The organism is Sphingobium sp. CR2-8 (assembly GCF_035818615.1).
Classification (GTDB): Bacteria; Pseudomonadota; Alphaproteobacteria; order Sphingomonadales; family Sphingomonadaceae; genus Sphingobium.
Map to the genome: position 1 here is coordinate 3068657 of NZ_JAYKZY010000002.1, position 16345 is coordinate 3085001.

General features: G+C 66.6%; 11 protein-coding genes and 1 tRNA gene. 6 read left to right on the forward strand and 6 right to left on the reverse strand.

What is annotated here, in order from left to right:
- Nucleotide 1: 1 nt before the first annotated feature.
- The gene (locus U5A82_RS18965) at nt 2-487 is read right to left on the reverse strand and encodes a hypothetical protein (protein ID WP_326292420.1); all 486 of its coding nucleotides are present in this window, start codon (nt 485-487) and stop codon (nt 2-4) included.
- A 158-nt stretch (nt 488-645) separates the two neighbouring features.
- Between U5A82_RS18965 and U5A82_RS18970 the strand changes: the two genes are divergently transcribed.
- The 4 genes from U5A82_RS18970 (at nt 646) to U5A82_RS18985 (ending at nt 7571) form a co-directional block, all read left to right on the forward strand.
- Nucleotides 646-732: transfer RNA gene (locus tag U5A82_RS18970), tRNA-Leu, on the forward strand.
- A 124-nt stretch (nt 733-856) separates the two neighbouring features.
- Complete coding sequence (locus tag U5A82_RS18975; RefSeq protein ID WP_326292421.1) at nt 857-4216, forward strand: transglutaminase family protein; 3360 nt, start codon at nt 857-859, stop codon at nt 4214-4216.
- Nucleotides 4216-6678 (forward strand): circularly permuted type 2 ATP-grasp protein, encoded by a 2463-nt coding sequence (locus U5A82_RS18980; RefSeq protein ID WP_326292422.1) that lies wholly within the window; start codon nt 4216-4218, stop codon nt 6676-6678. Before U5A82_RS18975 ends, U5A82_RS18980 begins: the two co-directional genes overlap by 1 nt.
- Entirely contained in the window at nt 6675-7571 is an 897-nt protein-coding gene (locus U5A82_RS18985; protein WP_326292423.1) for a transglutaminase family protein, read from the forward strand. Before U5A82_RS18980 ends, U5A82_RS18985 begins: the two co-directional genes overlap by 4 nt.
- Here the strand turns inward: U5A82_RS18985 and U5A82_RS18990 are convergent.
- Both U5A82_RS18990 and U5A82_RS18995 read right to left on the reverse strand, forming a co-directional pair.
- Nucleotides 7564-8934: a cytochrome P450 gene (locus tag U5A82_RS18990; RefSeq protein ID WP_326292424.1), complete on the reverse strand. Its 1371-nt coding sequence runs from the start codon at nt 8932-8934 to the stop codon at nt 7564-7566. The two genes, U5A82_RS18985 and U5A82_RS18990, sit on opposite strands and share 8 nt — an antisense overlap.
- The gene (locus U5A82_RS18995) at nt 8931-10064 is read right to left on the reverse strand and encodes a hypothetical protein (protein ID WP_326292425.1); all 1134 of its coding nucleotides are present in this window, start codon (nt 10062-10064) and stop codon (nt 8931-8933) included. The genes U5A82_RS18990 and U5A82_RS18995 overlap by 4 nt, the downstream gene beginning before the upstream one ends.
- A gap of 21 nt (nt 10065-10085) precedes the next feature.
- On the opposite strand from U5A82_RS18995, the gene U5A82_RS19000 reads away from it, so the two are divergent.
- Nucleotides 10086-10379, forward strand: a complete 294-nt coding sequence (locus tag U5A82_RS19000) for a hypothetical protein (RefSeq protein ID WP_326292426.1) — start codon at nt 10086-10088, stop codon at nt 10377-10379.
- A 5-nt stretch (nt 10380-10384) separates the two neighbouring features.
- Nucleotides 10385-11212, forward strand: coding sequence for a 3-deoxy-8-phosphooctulonate synthase (kdsA, locus tag U5A82_RS19005; RefSeq protein WP_326292427.1), 828 nt, complete (start codon nt 10385-10387; stop codon nt 11210-11212).
- Between the two features lie 307 nt (nt 11213-11519).
- Here the strand turns inward: kdsA and U5A82_RS19010 are convergent, their stop codons facing one another.
- From U5A82_RS19010 to U5A82_RS19020, 3 genes are all read right to left on the reverse strand, one after another.
- Entirely contained in the window at nt 11520-12785 is a 1266-nt protein-coding gene (locus tag U5A82_RS19010; RefSeq protein ID WP_326292428.1) for a glutamate-5-semialdehyde dehydrogenase, read from the reverse strand.
- A gap of 180 nt (nt 12786-12965) precedes the next feature.
- Complete coding sequence (locus tag U5A82_RS19015; protein ID WP_326292429.1) at nt 12966-13610, reverse strand: class I SAM-dependent methyltransferase; 645 nt, start codon at nt 13608-13610, stop codon at nt 12966-12968.
- Nucleotides 13611-13736: 126 nt separating this feature from the next.
- The gene (locus U5A82_RS19020; protein ID WP_326292430.1) at nt 13737-16031 is read right to left on the reverse strand and encodes a CDC48 family AAA ATPase; all 2295 of its coding nucleotides are present in this window, start codon (nt 16029-16031) and stop codon (nt 13737-13739) included.
- Nucleotides 16032-16345 lie beyond the last annotated feature (314 nt).

Here is a 16345-nt window from a genome sequence, read left to right on the forward strand (position 1 = left end):
GCTAGGGCTGGGCGCCGTCCGCCACCGTCGCCACAAGGGCGGGAGGCGGCGCGGCGTCCTGCGCTGCATGCATGACCGTGGCCGATGATGGCGGCGCTTCGCCCATCGTCAAACTTGCGATCTGTGGCGGTAACGGGCGCACCAGGGTGGGTGAAGGATCGGCGCCTTCCTCCGCCTCATAGGCCCGCACCACAGGATCGTTGCGCCCATCGATCATCCCATCCGCATCCAGCCCGACCATGTCCGCCTTCCAGCGCCGATCGGCCAGCGTCGGACCGCAACCGGTGCAATGGATCGCGCCCGGCCCAGTCTGCGTCTCAAAAGACGTATCGGTGGCGACCGGCTCGTCCATCCCAACATCCATGGTTTCGCTTGCCATGCGCGTGGGAGCCTGCGGGCTGGTCACATAACTGCCCAGGCCCAGACCCATCACGGCGGCGGCCGCGACGGTCGCGCCCGTACCCATCCAGAAATGCGCCGATAGCATGTGTCTTCTCCCATGCCGGTCGAACTCTTCGCCGTCCGGCTTCACCTTCTCCGATCAATCACAACGCAGATGGTGATCGGTTGTTGCATGACCCAAAAGCCTTTGCTAAGGGCCGCCTCCTACCAAGGCACCGGCCCCGCCGGTTTCCCTGTTGATGTGCGGCCATGGCGGAATTGGTAGACGCGCAACGTTGAGGTCGTTGTGGGCGAAAGCCCGTGGAAGTTCGAGTCTTCTTGGCCGCACCATCACTCTCCTGGGCCAGTGCCGCTGCGGCGGCTGGCCGGGACAGGCTGGCAGAACCGACCACATTATTGCCCCGAAAAGTGATTGGCTGTTGCATTGCAACAGGGGGTAGCGTTTGATCCGCCGATGCTCAAAGCCGCGCTCCACCATCTCACCGCCTATCGTTACGACCGCCCGATCCGGCTAGGCCCGCAGGTGATCCGCCTGCGTCCCGCGCCGCACAGCCGGACCAAGGTGCCCAATTATGCGCTGAAGATCGAACCGGCGAGCCATTTCCTGAACTGGCAGCAGGACCCGCACGGCAACTGGCTGGCGCGCGTCGTCTTTCCCGACCCGGTCGATCATTTCCGCATCGAAGTCGACCTGCTCGCCGATCTCGACATCATCAATCCGTTCGATTTCTTCGTCGAACCCTATGCCGAAAATTATCCCTTCGCCTATGACGACCAGCTGAAGACCGACCTCGCCGCCTATTTCGATATCGAGGATCAGGGGCCGCTGTTCGATGCGATGGTGGCGCAATATGACGGCTATCAAAGCCGCACCGTCGATTTCCTGGTAGAGGTCAATCGCCGCCTGCAACAGAGCGTGGGCTATATCGTCCGCATGGAAGCAGGCGTCCAGACGCCCGAAGAGACGCTGGACATCGGCACCGGCTCCTGCCGCGATTCCGCGTGGCTGCTAGTGCAGTTGCTGCGCAGGCTGGGCTTCGCCGCGCGCTTCGTGTCGGGCTATTCGATCCAGCTGGTCGCCGACGTCGAACCGATCGAAGGGCCGAAGGGCGTCACCCAGGACGTGGTCGACCTGCACGCCTGGGCGGAGGCTTATGTGCCCGGCGCAGGCTGGGTCGCACTGGACGCGACCAGCGGCATGTTCGCGGGCGAAGGCCATATCCCGCTCTGTGCCACGCCCCATTACAAGTCCGCCGCGCCGATCAGCGGCATGGCCGAACCGGCCAAGGTCGATTTCGAATTTGCGATGAGCGTCAGCCGCATCGCCGAAGCGGTGCGCATCACCAAGCCCTTCACCGACAATCGCTGGGACGCGGTGATGGCACTGGGGGCACAGGTCGACGCTGACTTGGCGGCGCAGGACGTGCGCCTGACGACCGGCGGCGAGCCGACCTTCGTCGCGCAGGATGGCGGCGACGCGGGCGAGTGGAATGGCGATGCGGTCGGCCCGACCAAGGCCGTCTATGCCGACCGGCTGATCCGCAAGCTGCGCGCTGAGTTCGCACCCGGCGGCCTGCTCCATCACGGCCAGGGCAAATGGTATCCGGGCGAAAGCCTCCCGCGCTGGGCCTATGCGGTCTATTGGCGCAAGGACGGCACGCCGATCTGGCGCGACGACAGCCTGATCGCGCCCGATGACGCCCCGGCAGGCGCGGCGCAGGTGACGGCGGCGGACGCCAAGGCGTTCCTGGCCCATATGGCGGCCAATATGGGCTTTACCGACGACTATACCCATGCGGTGTACGAAGACCCGGCGGTCTGGGCGGTGAAGGAAGCGGACCTGCCGCTCAACGCCAGTCCCGACGATCCCAAGATCAGCGATCCCGAAGCGCGCGCGCGCATGGTCAAGACGTTCGAACGCGGCCTCGACCAGCCGGTCGGCTATGTCCTGCCCGTCCAGCGTTGGCAGAGCCAAGTGGCGACGCCTCGCTGGCAGAGCGAAATCTGGCAGTTGCGGCGTGGCAAGCTGTTCGCGGTGCCGGGCGATTCGGCGCTGGGCTATCGCCTGCCGCTCGGATCGCTGCCCTATGTGCCGCCATCCGACTATCCCTATATCCACCCCCGCGACACCAGCGAGCCGCGCGAACCCCTGCCCGATTTTCGCGCGCAGGCGCCGCAACAGGCCAGCGTCGAGGATGTCCGCGCCCAGCAGGCGCAGCGCGTCGCCGGGCCGGACGGCGGCGTCGCCGCGCAGGACCGGGTCGAGCAGGTCTTCATCGAAGGCGCGGTGCGCACCGCCGTTACCGTGGAGCCGCGCGGCCATTATCTCTCCGTCTTCCTGCCGCCGGTGCAGGCGCTGGAAGATTATCTGGAACTGATCGCGGAAGTAGAAGCGACCGCCGAAGCGCTGCGCATCCCGGTGCGGATCGAGGGTTATGCGCCCCCGCCCGATCCCCGGATCGACGTGCTGAAAGCCACGCCCGACCCCGGCGTGATCGAAGTGAATGTCCAGCCCGCCGCCAGCTGGGACGAAACGGTCGCGATCACCGAGCGCCTCTATGCGCTGGCCCGCGAATGCGACCTTACCGCCGACAAGTTCATGGTGGACGGCCGCTCCGTCGGCACCGGCGGCGGCAATCATATCGTGCTGGGCGGTGCGACGCTCAATGATTCCCCCTTCATCCGTCGCCCGGACCTGCTCAAGAGCTTCGTCCTCTACTGGCAGCGGCATCCGGCCCTCTCCTATCTCTTTTCGGGCCTCTGCATCGGCCCGACGAGCCAGGCGCCCCGCATCGACGAAGCGCGGCATGATGGTCTCTATGAACTGGAAATCGCGCTGGCGCAGGTGCCCAATCCCTTCGCGGGTAACGGCGCGGCCCCGGCTCCCTGGCTGGTCGACCGCCTGTTCCGCAATCTTCTGGTCGACGTGACGGGCAACACCCACCGCACCGAAATCTGTATCGACAAGATGTTCTCGCCCGACGGCCCCACCGGACGGCTTGGCCTGCTGGAGTTTCGCGGGTTCGAAATGCCGCCCGAAGCGCGCATGAGCCTGGCGCAGCAATTGCTGATCCGCGCGCTCGCCGCCTGGTTCTGGCGACAGCCGCAACAGGGCGGTCTGGTCCGATGGGGCACGGCGCTGCACGACCGCTTCATGCTGCCGCATTTCGTCTGGGCCGACTTCCTGGAGGTGCTGTCCGACCTGCGCGGCGCGGGCTACGACTTCGATCCCAACTGGTTCGAAGCGCAGCGCCAGTTCCGCTTCCCCATCCACGGCTCGGTCGATGCAGGTGGCGTCGGGCTTGAAATCACCCATGCACTCGAACCCTGGAACGTGCTGGGCGAAACCGGCGCGATCGGCGGCACGGTGCGCTATGTCGATTCATCGACCGAGCGGTTACAGGTCCGCGCCACCGGCCTCGTCGCCGGGCGGCACATCGTCGCCTGCAACGGTCGCCAGGTGCCGATGAGCGCGACGTCCGTGCCGGGCGAAGGCGTGGGCGGGGTGCGCTACAAGGCATGGGCGCCCGCCAACTGCCTCCACCCCAATCTGCCGACCAACGCACCGCTGACCTTCGATGTGCTGGACAGCTGGAGCGGCCGGTCGCTGGGCGGCTGCATCTATCATGTCGCGCATCCGGGCGGGCGCAACTACGACACGCTGCCGGTCAACGGCTATGAGGCGGAGGCCCGGCGCAAGGCGCGCTTCCAGGATTATGGCCACACGCCGGGGCAGGTCGACATGCCCGCCGCCGAACCGGCGAACGAGTTCCCGATGACCCTCGATCTGCGCTTCCGCCATAGCGGCCTGTGATGGCGTCCGACGCTCTGGCAGTGCCTGACAGCTGGGCCGACGCCTATCTCGCCGCCGCGCCGCGGGGCGACCTGTTCGCCGACGCGTCGCACGATATGGCGGCCCGCTGGCGCACGATGCTCGACCGGCTGTCCGGCCAGGCGCAGGGCGATCCCGCGACGCTGGCCGACCATGTGTCGCGCCAGGCGATCGACCTGGGCATGGCGTTCCGCCTGACCGGCGACGAGCAGGAACGCTCCTGGCCGCTCGGCCCGGTCCCGCTGCTGATCGACGCGGCGGAATGGGCGCATATCGAACGCGGGCTGATGCAGCGCGCCGACCTGCTGGAACGGGTGGTCGGCGACATCTATGCCAGCCAGTCGCTGGTGCGCGACGGTAAATTGCCCGCCAGCATCGTCACCGGCAGCCCCCATTATTGGCGGGTCATGAACGACACCCCGCCCCCGCGCGGCCATCACCTTCATTTCTACGCCGCCGATATCGGCCGCGGCCCGACCGGCGAATGGCGCGTGCTGGCGGATCGGGTGCGGACCCCGGTGGGCGTGGGCTATGCGCTGGAAAACCGGCTCGCCCTCTCCCGCGCCACCGGCGACCTGCTGGGCGCGATGAACACGCGCCGCCTGGCCCCTTTCTTCGACGATCTGCGCCGGGGGCTGGCGGCGGATTGCGAGCGGACCGATCCGCGCATCGGCCTGCTGACGCCCGGCCGCTTCAACCAGAGCTATGCCGAGCAGGCGCATCTTGCCCGTTATCTCGGCCTCCTGCTGGTGGAGGGCGACGACCTCATCGTATCGGACGGGCGGCTGTTCGTCCGCACCATCCAGGGCCTCAAACGCATTGATGGTCTGTGGCGCTGGATGGACACCCGCTTCCTCGACCCGCTCGCCTTCGACGCGAAATCGCGCATCGGCGTGGCCGACCTCTATGACGCCTGCGCCCATGGCGGCTTGATGGTCGGCAACTGGCCGGGCGCGGGCGTGATCGAATCGCGCGCCTTCGCCGCCTTCCTGCCGCAACTGGCGCGCGACATGCTGGGCGCGGACCTCATCCTGCCCAATATCGCGACCTGGTGGTGCGGCCAGCCGCGCGAACGCGATCATGTGCGGGCGCGACTGGACGATCTGGTGGTCGGCTCCGCCTTCGACCGGGACGTCGCAGGCCTGCCCGATGCGCATTTCACCCCCGGATCGGCGCTCGATGCTTCGCAGCGATCCGCCCTGCTTGACGCGATGGCGCGGCGGCCGATGGACTATGTCGGGCAGGAGGTGGTTCGGCTGTCGACCACGCCCGCGATCATCGACGGGCAGCTCACGCCCCTGCCCTTCACCCTGCGCGTTTTCGTGGCGCGCGACGCGCAGGGTCGCTGGCGGGTCATGCCCGGCGGCTTCGCCCGGCTGGCGGGCCATGGCGACATCCGCGCGGCGCTGATGGGCCAGGGGGACATGTCCGCCGACATGTGCGTGGTCGATAGCAAAGCTGTGCCGCCCGACAGCCTGCTGGGCGTCGGCGCGCCCGCGATCCGCCGGATCGGCGGGATGCTGCCGGCCAAGGCGGCCGACAATCTCTTCTGGCTGGGCCGTTATATCGAGCGGACGGAAACGACCCTGCGCCTGATCCGCGCCATCGTCGGCGGCTCGATCGAGGCGGACCTGGGACCATCGCTCGCCTCCCCCACCATGGGGCGTCTGGTCGATCAACTGGCGCTATGGGGCGCGGTGCCGGGACGCCGGGGCGCGGTCGGCGCGCTCTGCGCCGCCGCGCTGGGCGATGCGCGCCAATCGGGCAGCGTCCGTGCCCTGATGGCCAGCGTCGCCAATATCGGCGAAGGGTTGCGCGATCGCCTGGCCAGCGATTTCTGGCGACTGGTGCGCCTGCCCCTGCCCGCCTTCGACGGCGCGATCACCGAAACCCTGCTCGACGCCTCGTCCCGCATGATAGAGCGGATGTCCGCACTGTCGGGCCTGGCCGCGGAAAATATGGGCCGGACCGAAGGCTGGCGCTTCCACGACATGGGCCGCCGCATGGAGCGCGCGATCAACGGCTGCCGCCTGCTGGCGCTGTTCGGCAATGACGCCGCGTCCGCCGACGACCTGACCGTGCTGCTGGACCTGATGGACAGCCAGATCAGCTATCGCACCCGCTACCTCACCGGCCCGGCGCTGCCCCCGGTGCGCGATCTGCTCGCGCTGGAGCCGCATAATCCGCGCGCCATCGCCTATCAGGCGCTGCGGCTGGCGGAGCATATCGCCGCCCTGCCAACCTTGCGCGGGGATGGCATGCCCGAAGAGCCACGTCGCCTGGCCGATGCGCTGGCGGCGCGGCTCGCGCCGATGACGGGCGACATGCTCACGCAAGCCGACATCGCCGACGTGGAAAGCCGCCTGCTGGCCCTTTCCGACGCGATCGGCCAGCGCTATTTCCTGCAACTGCGCAAGACGCAGGATACGGACCTGCTGTCATGATCTACCATGTCCGCCATCAGACGATCCTGCGCTATGCCAGTCCCGTGCGGCTGGCCCGGTTCAACCTGCGCCTGCGCCCCGCGCCGTGGATCGGGCAATGGACGTCGGACTATGCGCTGACCGTTGATCCCGCTGCATCCGCCATCCAGTCCCGGCCCGGCGCGTGGCCGGTGCATGTCGCCCGGCTGGTGATCGAAACCCCGATCCAGCAGCTGACCATCGACAGCCGTTTCCGCGCCGGTGTGCAACCCGGCCCGGCGATCGTTCCGCAGCCTGACGATCCGACGATCGCAACGGTTGCGCAGGCTGCCCTGCGCGATCGCGACATGGGGCCGTCCGCCCCTGCCCATTATCTCTTCGCCTCGCCGCGCGCGCCCTTGCTGGCGCAGATCGGCGATTGGGTGGGTGGTGCGCTGGCGCCGGATCGACCGATCGTCGCCGCCGCGCTCGACCTGGCGCTGCGGATACGCGCCGAATTCGCCTATGAACCCGGCGCGACCAACGCCTCCACGCCTGTCGCCGACGCCTTCGCCGCGCGCCATGGCGTGTGCCAGGATTTCGCGCATGTGATGGTCGTGGCGCTGCGCCTCGCGGGGCTACCCGCCGCCTATGTCAGCGGTTATCTGCGCACCCTGCCGCCGCCCGGCATGCCGCGCCTGGTGGGCGCGGACGCCATGCATGCCTGGGTGATGCTATGGTGCGGCCCGACCCGTGGCTGGATCGGCTTCGACCCCACCAACGGCGTCATCACCGGCGACGGGCATCTGTTCGTCGCGATGGGCCGCGACTATGCCGATGTCGCGCCGATGGATGGCCTGTTCGTCGGCGGCCGGGGGCAAAGCCTGCGCGTCATGGTCGATGTCGTGCCCGAAGAAGAGGCAGTGGTCAGCTGACCGCCGTGAACGTCAAGGGCATGCCGGTGCGCGGGCGGATGGTCAGGCGGCTGATCGGTTCGGGCTTGAAGCCCGCCGGTACGCTCAGCCGATAGCGGCGCACGACGGCGGCGATCACCGTCATCACCTCCTGCTGGGCAAAGCCTGCGCCCACGCAGACACGCGGCCCCCTGCCAAAGGGGAACCAGGCCTGTTTCGCCATATCCGCGTTGGCTGGATCATCGAAGCGGTCTGGGTCGAAGGCGTGGGGGCAGGCCCAATTATCCTTGTTCCGCTGCGTCAGCCACGGCGCGACCACCAGCATCGCCCCCTGTTCCAGATGCTTGTCGCGCATGTCCATCGGGCAAGTGACTTCGCGCGGCAGGAAGGAGACGGGGGGATAGAGGCGCAACGTTTCCTTGAAGATGTTGCGCAGCTGCGCCATGTCCTTGAGCATCGCCGCGGTCAACGGCGCATCGCCTGCGATTCCCGCAATCTCCGCCCGAACCCGGTCCTGGATATGCGCGCATTCGGCCAGCATGTAGAGCGCCCAGGTCATGGTGCTGGCCGATGTCTCATGGCCTGCCAGGAAGATGGTCGATACCTGCTCCATCACCTGATTACAGGTGAAATGCTCGCCCGTGTCGGGATGCTTCACCTCGATCAGCGATCGCAATATGTCGCGATGCGGCGCTTCGCCGCGCGCATGCCAGCCCTCGTAGCGCGCCTCCACGATGGGCCGGAACACGTCATGGATCGCCCGCGCCGGACCTTTGGACCGTTTCTCGAACCACCCGGCGGGCAGGCCGTAGAGCCGCAGCATCGACGCGCTGTGCGCCAGCCGCTGAAACTTGCCGAAGGCGGTGTGGATGATGTTCGATCGCTCGGCATCCAGCGCCTGCGAAAAGAGCGTGCGGAAAATGATGTCGGCCGCGACGTGCGTCATCATCGGGTCGATATCGACCGGCCTGCCCCTATCCGCCGCGTCGAGCCGCGCCAGCAGCGCGTCGGCGGCCGCCACCATCAGCGGCATGGACTTGGTCAGCGCAGTATGGGCGAAGGCGGGATTGACCATCGCCCGCTGGCTTTCCCAATCCGCGCCATTGGCCGAAAAGACGCTGTTGCCGATCAACGGGTCCAGGTTGCGCACCAGTTCGCTATGCTTGGGATAGGCCGTGCCGCCACGCAGGATCTGGTCCACCAGGCTCAGTTCGTTGGCGATATACATGGTGCGGCCCGGCGTGCGGATCTCGCCCATCTTCATCGTATAGCTCTTGTCGAACAGCACATGAATCCAGCTGTGCCAGCCGCGCAGGAAGCGCTTCACAAGGCCCGCCTTGCTCTTGGGCGGCTGCGGATAGGGGGGCGTAAAAAGATCGGTCAAGGGATCGTCCTGAAAGCGGCGACGGCGTCGTCCACGGTGCGGCGGCCAGCGGTCAGGCTGATGAAATCGAGCGGCGAGAGCCGATCGCCCACGCGCAGATAGTCGAAATGCGCCTCATATTTGTTCGACCAGCCGCCATGATAATTTTCGGGCCGGTAGAACAGGTGAAAGCGCGGCGAGAGCATATCGACCCGTGCCGCATGAGCATCGGCGAACAGCCGGAACGGATTGACGGCATGATAGGCCGCGCCATCAGGGGGCGAACTGATGTCAACATAGCGGAAAGGTGCGGCGGCCAGCGCCTTCAGGTCGTCATGATACCAGTGCGCATCGCGGCGCAGGCCGATGACCGGCACCACCTGCCCCAGCCCGATCATCACGAAATGATCCGGCAGCGCCCCGCCCCGCAGCGCGATCAACCGACGCATCAGGCGCATGCCCAATATCGTCCCAGCGCTGTGCGTGACCAGTTGCACTTCGTCCCAGTCGCCGTCCAGTTCTGCGGCGATCAGCGCGGCGAACTGGTCGATCCGCCCATCCAGCGCCTCGCCCGGACCCTGTGCCGCCAGCGCGCCATGATAGGTCATGAACCGCAGCAGCCAGGGCACGACCAGCTTGGCCAGGATACGCCCGGACAGCAATGCGCTCAGCACAATGCCCGCCAGCGCCCCGGCCCAGAAGGGCAGGATCAGAGACAGGAGCAACGCAGGCACAAGCGCCAGCAGCAGCGGGATCAGCACCGCAAACAGCGGCGGATAGAGGATGGTGATGACCGGCCCCTTGCGCAGGCGGCGCATCCGCCAGAAGTCCATGTGGCGCGCATGCCCCGCATAGGCGCGCGCCGATCGCAGGGCGAGGGCAAGCGGATTGCGGATCCACACCTTGCCGATCACATCTTCCCAGCGGAGATATTCATAGTCGGTTTCCACCCCGGCAACGGGGTTGTCGACATGCCAGATCGCGGAGACAACTGCGCCCGCAGGACCGGCCTGCCGCCCGCTCACCGCGATCGGTTCGCCCGTCAACGCGCCATGCCGCGCCGCCTGATCGCGATAGAGCTGGTGGTAGAAACGGACACCACGTGGATCGAAACCACCGAGATAAAAGACTTTACGCTTGAACTTTTCCACAACCCCGGCCCTAATCGGGGCATGAACACGCCCGAACGCGACTATTGCTATTTCATCGACCACCGCAAATACAACCGCAATGTCGGTTGCCGCAAGCATGACAATGCCTATGGCATCAATGGCGGCGGCAGCGAGCGCGATCGGTGGCGCGCCGACCTGACCTTTTACCGCCATATGAAGGCGCAGGGCGACCCGATGGCGCTGCCCTCGCTGATCGCCTGCCTCGCCTTCGGCTGGTTCTGCTGGAACTATCATCCGGGCAAGGGCCTGTGGCGCGGTCAGCTGTTGCGCCGCTTCGCCAAAGCGCCCAAATGAGCGGCATGACTGATCCCAAACATGTCACCGTCGGCCCGATTAGCTTCGGCAACGACCTGCCCTTCGTCCTGATATCCGGCCCCTGCCAGATCGAAAGCCGCGACCATGCGCTGTTCATGGCGGACGCGCTGGCTGGCGCGGCGCGCAAGGCGGGCGTGCCCTTCATCTTTAAGAGCAGCTTCGACAAGGCGAACCGTACGTCGGTATCGGGGCAGCGCGGCGTCGGCATCGATGCGGGCCTCGCCATTCTGGCCGAAGTGAAGGCGACGCTGGGCTGCCCGGTCCTGACCGACATCCACGACGCGACCCAGGTCGAAGCGGCGGCTCAGGCGGTCGATATCCTCCAGATCCCCGCCTTCCTCTGCCGCCAGACCGATCTGCTGATCGCGGCGGGGAAGACCGGCGCGGTCGTCAACGTCAAGAAGGGCCAGTTCCTCGCCCCCTGGGACATGGCGGCCGTGGCGCAGAAGGTCGCGTCCACCGGCAACGAGCGCATCCTGCTGACCGAACGCGGGGCGAGTTTCGGCTACAACACGCTGGTCAGCGACATGCGCGCGCTGCCGACCATGGCGCAGACCGGCTATCCGGTCGTGTTCGACGCCACCCATTCGGTGCAGCAGCCCGGCGGCCTGGGTTCGGCATCGGGTGGACAGCGTGAATTCGCGCCGCTGCTGGCGCGCAGCGCGGTGGCGGCCGGGGTCGCGGCGATCTTTGCCGAAGCGCATGAAGACCCCGACAATGCCCCGTCCGACGGGCCGGTCATGCTGCCGCTCGACTGGGTGGGGCCGATGCTGGACCAGCTCAAGGCGATCGACGCGATGGTGAAGGGATAAGCCCCACCCCGTTCGCCTCAAGCCTGTTCGACAAGCCGTCATGAACCTTGGAGGTCCTGTTCCCCGGCGCAGGCCGGGGTCCAGCTCTGAGCGTGGAACTGGACCCCGGCCTGCGCCGGGGAACAGTCAGCGTTTCTCAGCCAGCCCGCACGCTCCCGTCCGGCGCGCGATCCGTTAACTTCGCACATTTCTCGTAGATTGTGACATTTCGTTGCGCGCTGCCGATCCTATCGGAAAGTCGGCACCCGATCGCTTCAAGCCCCCGACCCCCCGATCATCGCATGACCGAGTGGCGTAGGACAGGCCATCAAGGCCGGGTCTGGCCGGTCCCGCGCACGATCCACTTATAGGTGGTCAGGCCCTCCAGCGCGACCGGGCCACGCGCATGCAGGCGACCGGTCGAAATGCCGATTTCCGCGCCCAGCCCGAACTCGCCGCCGTCGGCGAACTGGGTGGAGGCGTTCCACATCACGATCGCGCTGTCGACGGCATTGAGGAAACGCTCCGCCGTGGCCGCGTCGTCGGTGATGATCGCATCGGTATGGTGGCTGGCATGGGTGGCGATATGGGCGATCGCCGCATCCACGCCATCGACCAGCCGGATCGACACGATCGCGTCGAGATATTCGGTGTCCCAGTCCGCGTCGGACGCGGGAACGACGCGACCGTCCATCGCCTGCACCGCGTCGTCGCCACGTACTTCGCACCGGGCGTCCAGCAACGCCTGCACCAGCGCAGGCGCCTGGGCATAGGCCCGGTCGATCAGCACCGTTTCGGTCGATCCGCACACGCCGGTCCGCCGCATCTTGGCGTTGACGACCAGCGCCTGCGCCATGGCGGGATCGGCCGCGCCGTCGACATAGCTGTGGTTGATGCCATCCAGATGCGCGAGCACCGGCACCCGCGCCTCTTCCTGCACCCGCGCGACCAGGCTCTTGCCGCCGCGCGGCACGATCAGGTCCACGAACTCGGCCGCTTTCAGCAGCGCGCCTACCGCAGCGCGATCGGTGGTGGGCACCAGTTGCACCACGTCGGCGGGCAAGCCGGCGGCCATGATCCCCTCGATGATGGCGGCGTGAATGGCGCGATTGCTTTCCTTCGCCTCGCTGCCGCCGCGCAGGATGACCGCGTTGCCCGCGCGCAGGCATAACGCCGCCGCGTCCGCCGTCACGTTGGGGCGGCTTTCGTAGATGATGCCGATCACGCCCAGCGGCACGCGCACCCGGCTCAGCGCCAGCCCGTTGGGCCGCACCGCCGTGTCGATCACGCTGCCCAGCGGATTGGGGAGCGCGGCGACCTGCTCCACCCCGTCGGCGGTGGCGGCGACCCGATCCGCGTCCAGCTTCAGCCGGTCGAGCAAGGCGGGCGACAGGCCGTTGGCGCGCGCATTGTCCATGTCGCGCGCATTGGCGGCGATGATCGTCGGCGCCTGATCCCGCAATGCCTGCGCCGCGCGACGCAGGGCGTCGGCCTTTTGCGCGTCGCTGGCCTGCGCGATCGTCGCGGCGGCGCGGCGCGCGCGTGCGCCCATCGCGGCGATCAGCATCTCGGGGGTCTGGGTCAGGTCGTTCATGCTAAAGCTCTCGCCGGAATTTGGCCGCGCCTTAGCATGAAAGCAGGGGGAAACAAAAGCCGGTTGGCCGGGCGATGTAAACCGGATTGACCGCGCTGGATCGGGGCACGGCGTAACGGCCGGGCCATGGGTTACACAGGCCTGGAGCATGATCCGCGCGCGTGCCCGACCCTTATCGGATCAGGCGGCTTTTGCCAGATCCTGATCTCGCACCGCACGGATCATGCGGCAGGGGGGAATGTTGCGCCATTCCAGCGCGTCGCTGACGTCGCCGAACACAGGCTTTAAAAAGCGCAGCACATAGCGCGAATATTGGTAGATCAGGAACGCCCCGCCCGGTCGTAAAGCTGCCTGCGTTTCCGCGCAGATCGCGGCCCCCACGCCGTCGGGCAGGGTGGAAAAGGGGATGCCGGACAGGATATAATCGGCCTGATAATGGCCCGCCTCCTTGATGAAGCGGCGCACGTCAGCCGCCGACCCGTGGACGACCCTCAGGCGGGGATCGTCGATTTCCGCCTCCAGATAGGCGACGAAGTCCAGATTGAGGTCGATGGCGATCAGCGTGGCGTCCGCAGGCAGGCGATCCAGGATCGACCGGGTGAAGGTGCCGACGCCGGGACCATATTCGACGAACAACCGGGTATTGCGCCAATCGACCTGATCGAGAATCCGGTTCACCAGCGTCGCCGAGGACGGGATGACCGAACCGATCATGCCGGGATGCTTGACGAACTGGCGGAAGAACATGCCCCATTGGCTCAGAAATGACCCCGGCTTGCCCGCGCCGACCTTATTCTTGTTCTTCTTCAATGGAATGGAGGCCATCAACACCCGCCTGTCTGGTTCATGCGCAACGCCTTGCAAATCCCGGCCGTGCTGGCAAGCCGCTTTGCAACACTATCGTCATGAACGCGAAGACGGCGGATGGGTTCAATCCGCCGTCTCCCGCCTTCATTCGGCCCGGTCGCGCGAGCGGACCATGCCCGGCGCGACGAAGCCGATCGGATCGACCTGCATCGCGCGCTGTTTCAATTGCGCCTGGATCTGCTCATATTCGCGCTCCATGTCGGGCGTGACGGAGGCGCGGGTATCCGCCAGGGCGCTTTCGAAATGCGCCTGCGTGACCTTGTCGACGGACAGCGACTGGCGCAGCGCGAACAGGCCCGCTCGACGGACCAGATCTTCCAGATCCGCGCCGGTGAACCGATCCGTCTCACCCGCCAGCCGGTCCAGGTCGACATCGTCGGCCAGCGGCATCTTGGCGGTATGGATGCCCAATATCCGGCGGCGGCCCGCTTCGTCGGGGACCGGTACATAGATCAGCTCATCGAAGCGCCCGGGCCGCAGCAGCGCCGGGTCGATCAGCGTCGGCCGGTTGGTCGCGCCAATGACGACCACCGACTGCAACTCCTCCAGACCGTCCATCTCGGCGAGGATGGTGTTGACCACCCGCTCCGTCACCGCCGGTTCGCCCAGGCCCCCGCCACGCGCGGGCACCAGGCTATCGAGTTCATCGATGAAGATGACGGTGGGCGCCACCTGTCGCGCGCGGGCGAACAGGCGGGCGATCTGCTGTTCGCTCTCGCCATACCATTTGGACAGCAGGTCGCTCGATTTGGTGGCGATGAAATTGGCCTGCGCCTCCCGCGCGACGGCTTTCGCCAGCAGCGTCTTGCCGGTGCCGGGCGGACCATAGAGCAAAAAGCCCTTGGCCGGGCGGATGCCGATGCGGCGGAAGGCGTCGGGGTCCTTGAGCGGCAGCTCCACCCCTTCCTTCAACCGGACCTGCGCATCGTCCAGGCCGCCGATGTCGGACCAGCCGATATTGGGGGCCTGCACCATCACTTCACGCATGGCCGACGGCTGGACGCGCTTGATCGCGGACAGGAAATCCTCCCGCGTGACGGACAGTTCCTCCAGCACATCGGGCGGGATCGTCCCGTCCTCCAGGTTAAGACGCGGCATGAAGCGGCGCACCGTTTCGATCGCGGCCTCTCGCGTCAGCGCCGCCAAGTCCGCGCCGACGAATCCGTAGGTCATGCGCGCCAGTTCAGCCAGGTCCACCTTGTCGCCCAGCGGCATGCCGCGCGTGTGGATGCCCAAAATCTCGCGCCGCCCCCGCTCGTCGGGAACGCCGACGATAATCTCGCGGTCGAAACGGCCGGGACGGCGCAGCGCCTCGTCTATCGCCTCCGGCCTGTTGGTGGCGGCGATGACGACCAGATTGGCGCGCGGCTCCAGCCCGTCCATCAACGTCAGCAGTTGCGCGACGAGGCGTTTTTCCGTCTCGCCTGTCACCTGCCCCCGTTTGGGCGCGATCGAATCGATCTCGTCGATGAAGAGGATCGATGGCGACGACTTGGCCGCCGCCTCGAAAATCTCGCGCAGCTGCTTTTCCGATTCGCCATAGGCCGATCCCATGATTTCCGGACCGTTGATCAGAAAGAATTCGGCGTCCGATTCATTGGCGACCGCGCGTGCGAGCCGCGTCTTGCCGGTGCCCGGCGGGCCGTGGAGCAACACCCCCTTGGGCGGGTCGACGCCCAGCCGGGTGAAGAGTTCGGGATAGCGCAGCGGCAATTCCACCATTTCGCGCAACTGGTCGATCGCATCGGCCATCCCGCCGACATCGTCATAGGTGACGTCGGCGCGGCGCGATTCGCGCGGCTCTTCATATTCGGCGCGTAGTTCGACTTCGGTGTCGGCGTCGATCTGGACGATGCCCTTGGGCACGGTCGACACCACGACCAGGCGGATTTCCTGCAAGGCATAAGCGGGCGCGGCCAGCATCTGGCGCAGCTGCGGCGGCATGTCGCCGGGGGGCACCTGCTGCTGCCCGGCGGTGGCGATCACGTCGCCTGCGGTCAGCGGCCGTTGATCGAAAACACGCTTCAACGCATCGGGATTGCCCTGCAAACGCAGGTTATTTTGTGCAGGCGCGAACACGACCCGCTGGGCCGGGCGCGGCTCCACCTTGTCGATCTGGACGAAGTCGCCGGAGCCGACACCGGCATTGGCGCGCTGCAAACCGTCGAGGCGCAGCACATCCAGCCCTTCATCCTCCTTATAGGGCCGCACGACCCGGGCGGGCGTCGCGCGCTTGCCGACGATTTCGACCACATCGCCTTCGGCCAGGTGCAGTTCCGCCATCACCGTCAGCGGCAACCGCGCCAAACCGCGGCCTGCATCCTCGGGCCGCGCATTGGCGACCTGAATCCGACGTCCACTTATTTCCTGATCGGCCACGCGCCATCCTCGTCTTTTCTGCGTCCGTAACGACATAGGAAACGTCGGGGCTGCAAAAAAGGGGCAGGGCTGAACGGGCAGCGGACAAAAAAGGGCCGGTCGCAAGACCAGCCCTGAAAGTTTTAGGAGAGGATGCCTGAAAGGCACCTCCTATGTGCAGCGCGGCACGAAATATTGCAAGTGCGAAAAGAATAAGCGAGTTGCAAAAAATGCATCTTGCCATTTTGCGGATTTTCCTGCTCAGTGGGCACAGGATGCTTGAACCCCGGTTCGCGGTGCGCTCGACAAGAAGCAATGACGCGGCGCAGCGCACC

Coding starts and splice junctions, on each gene's coding strand:
- U5A82_RS18965 (WP_326292420.1), bottom strand. CDS start 487: ATGCTATCGGCGCATTTCTGGATGGGTACGGGCGCGACCGTCGCGGCC.
- U5A82_RS19015 (WP_326292429.1), bottom strand. CDS start 13,610: ATGGCCTCCATTCCATTGAAGAAGAACAAGAATAAGGTCGGCGCGGGC.
- U5A82_RS18975 (WP_326292421.1), top strand. CDS start 857: ATGCTCAAAGCCGCGCTCCACCATCTCACCGCCTATCGTTACGACCGC.
- U5A82_RS18985 (WP_326292423.1), top strand. CDS start 6,675: ATGATCTACCATGTCCGCCATCAGACGATCCTGCGCTATGCCAGTCCC.
- U5A82_RS18980 (WP_326292422.1), top strand. CDS start 4,216: ATGGCGTCCGACGCTCTGGCAGTGCCTGACAGCTGGGCCGACGCCTAT.
- U5A82_RS19000 (WP_326292426.1), top strand. CDS start 10,086: ATGAACACGCCCGAACGCGACTATTGCTATTTCATCGACCACCGCAAA.
- U5A82_RS19010 (WP_326292428.1), bottom strand. CDS start 12,785: ATGAACGACCTGACCCAGACCCCCGAGATGCTGATCGCCGCGATGGGC.
- kdsA (WP_326292427.1), top strand. CDS start 10,385: ATGACTGATCCCAAACATGTCACCGTCGGCCCGATTAGCTTCGGCAAC.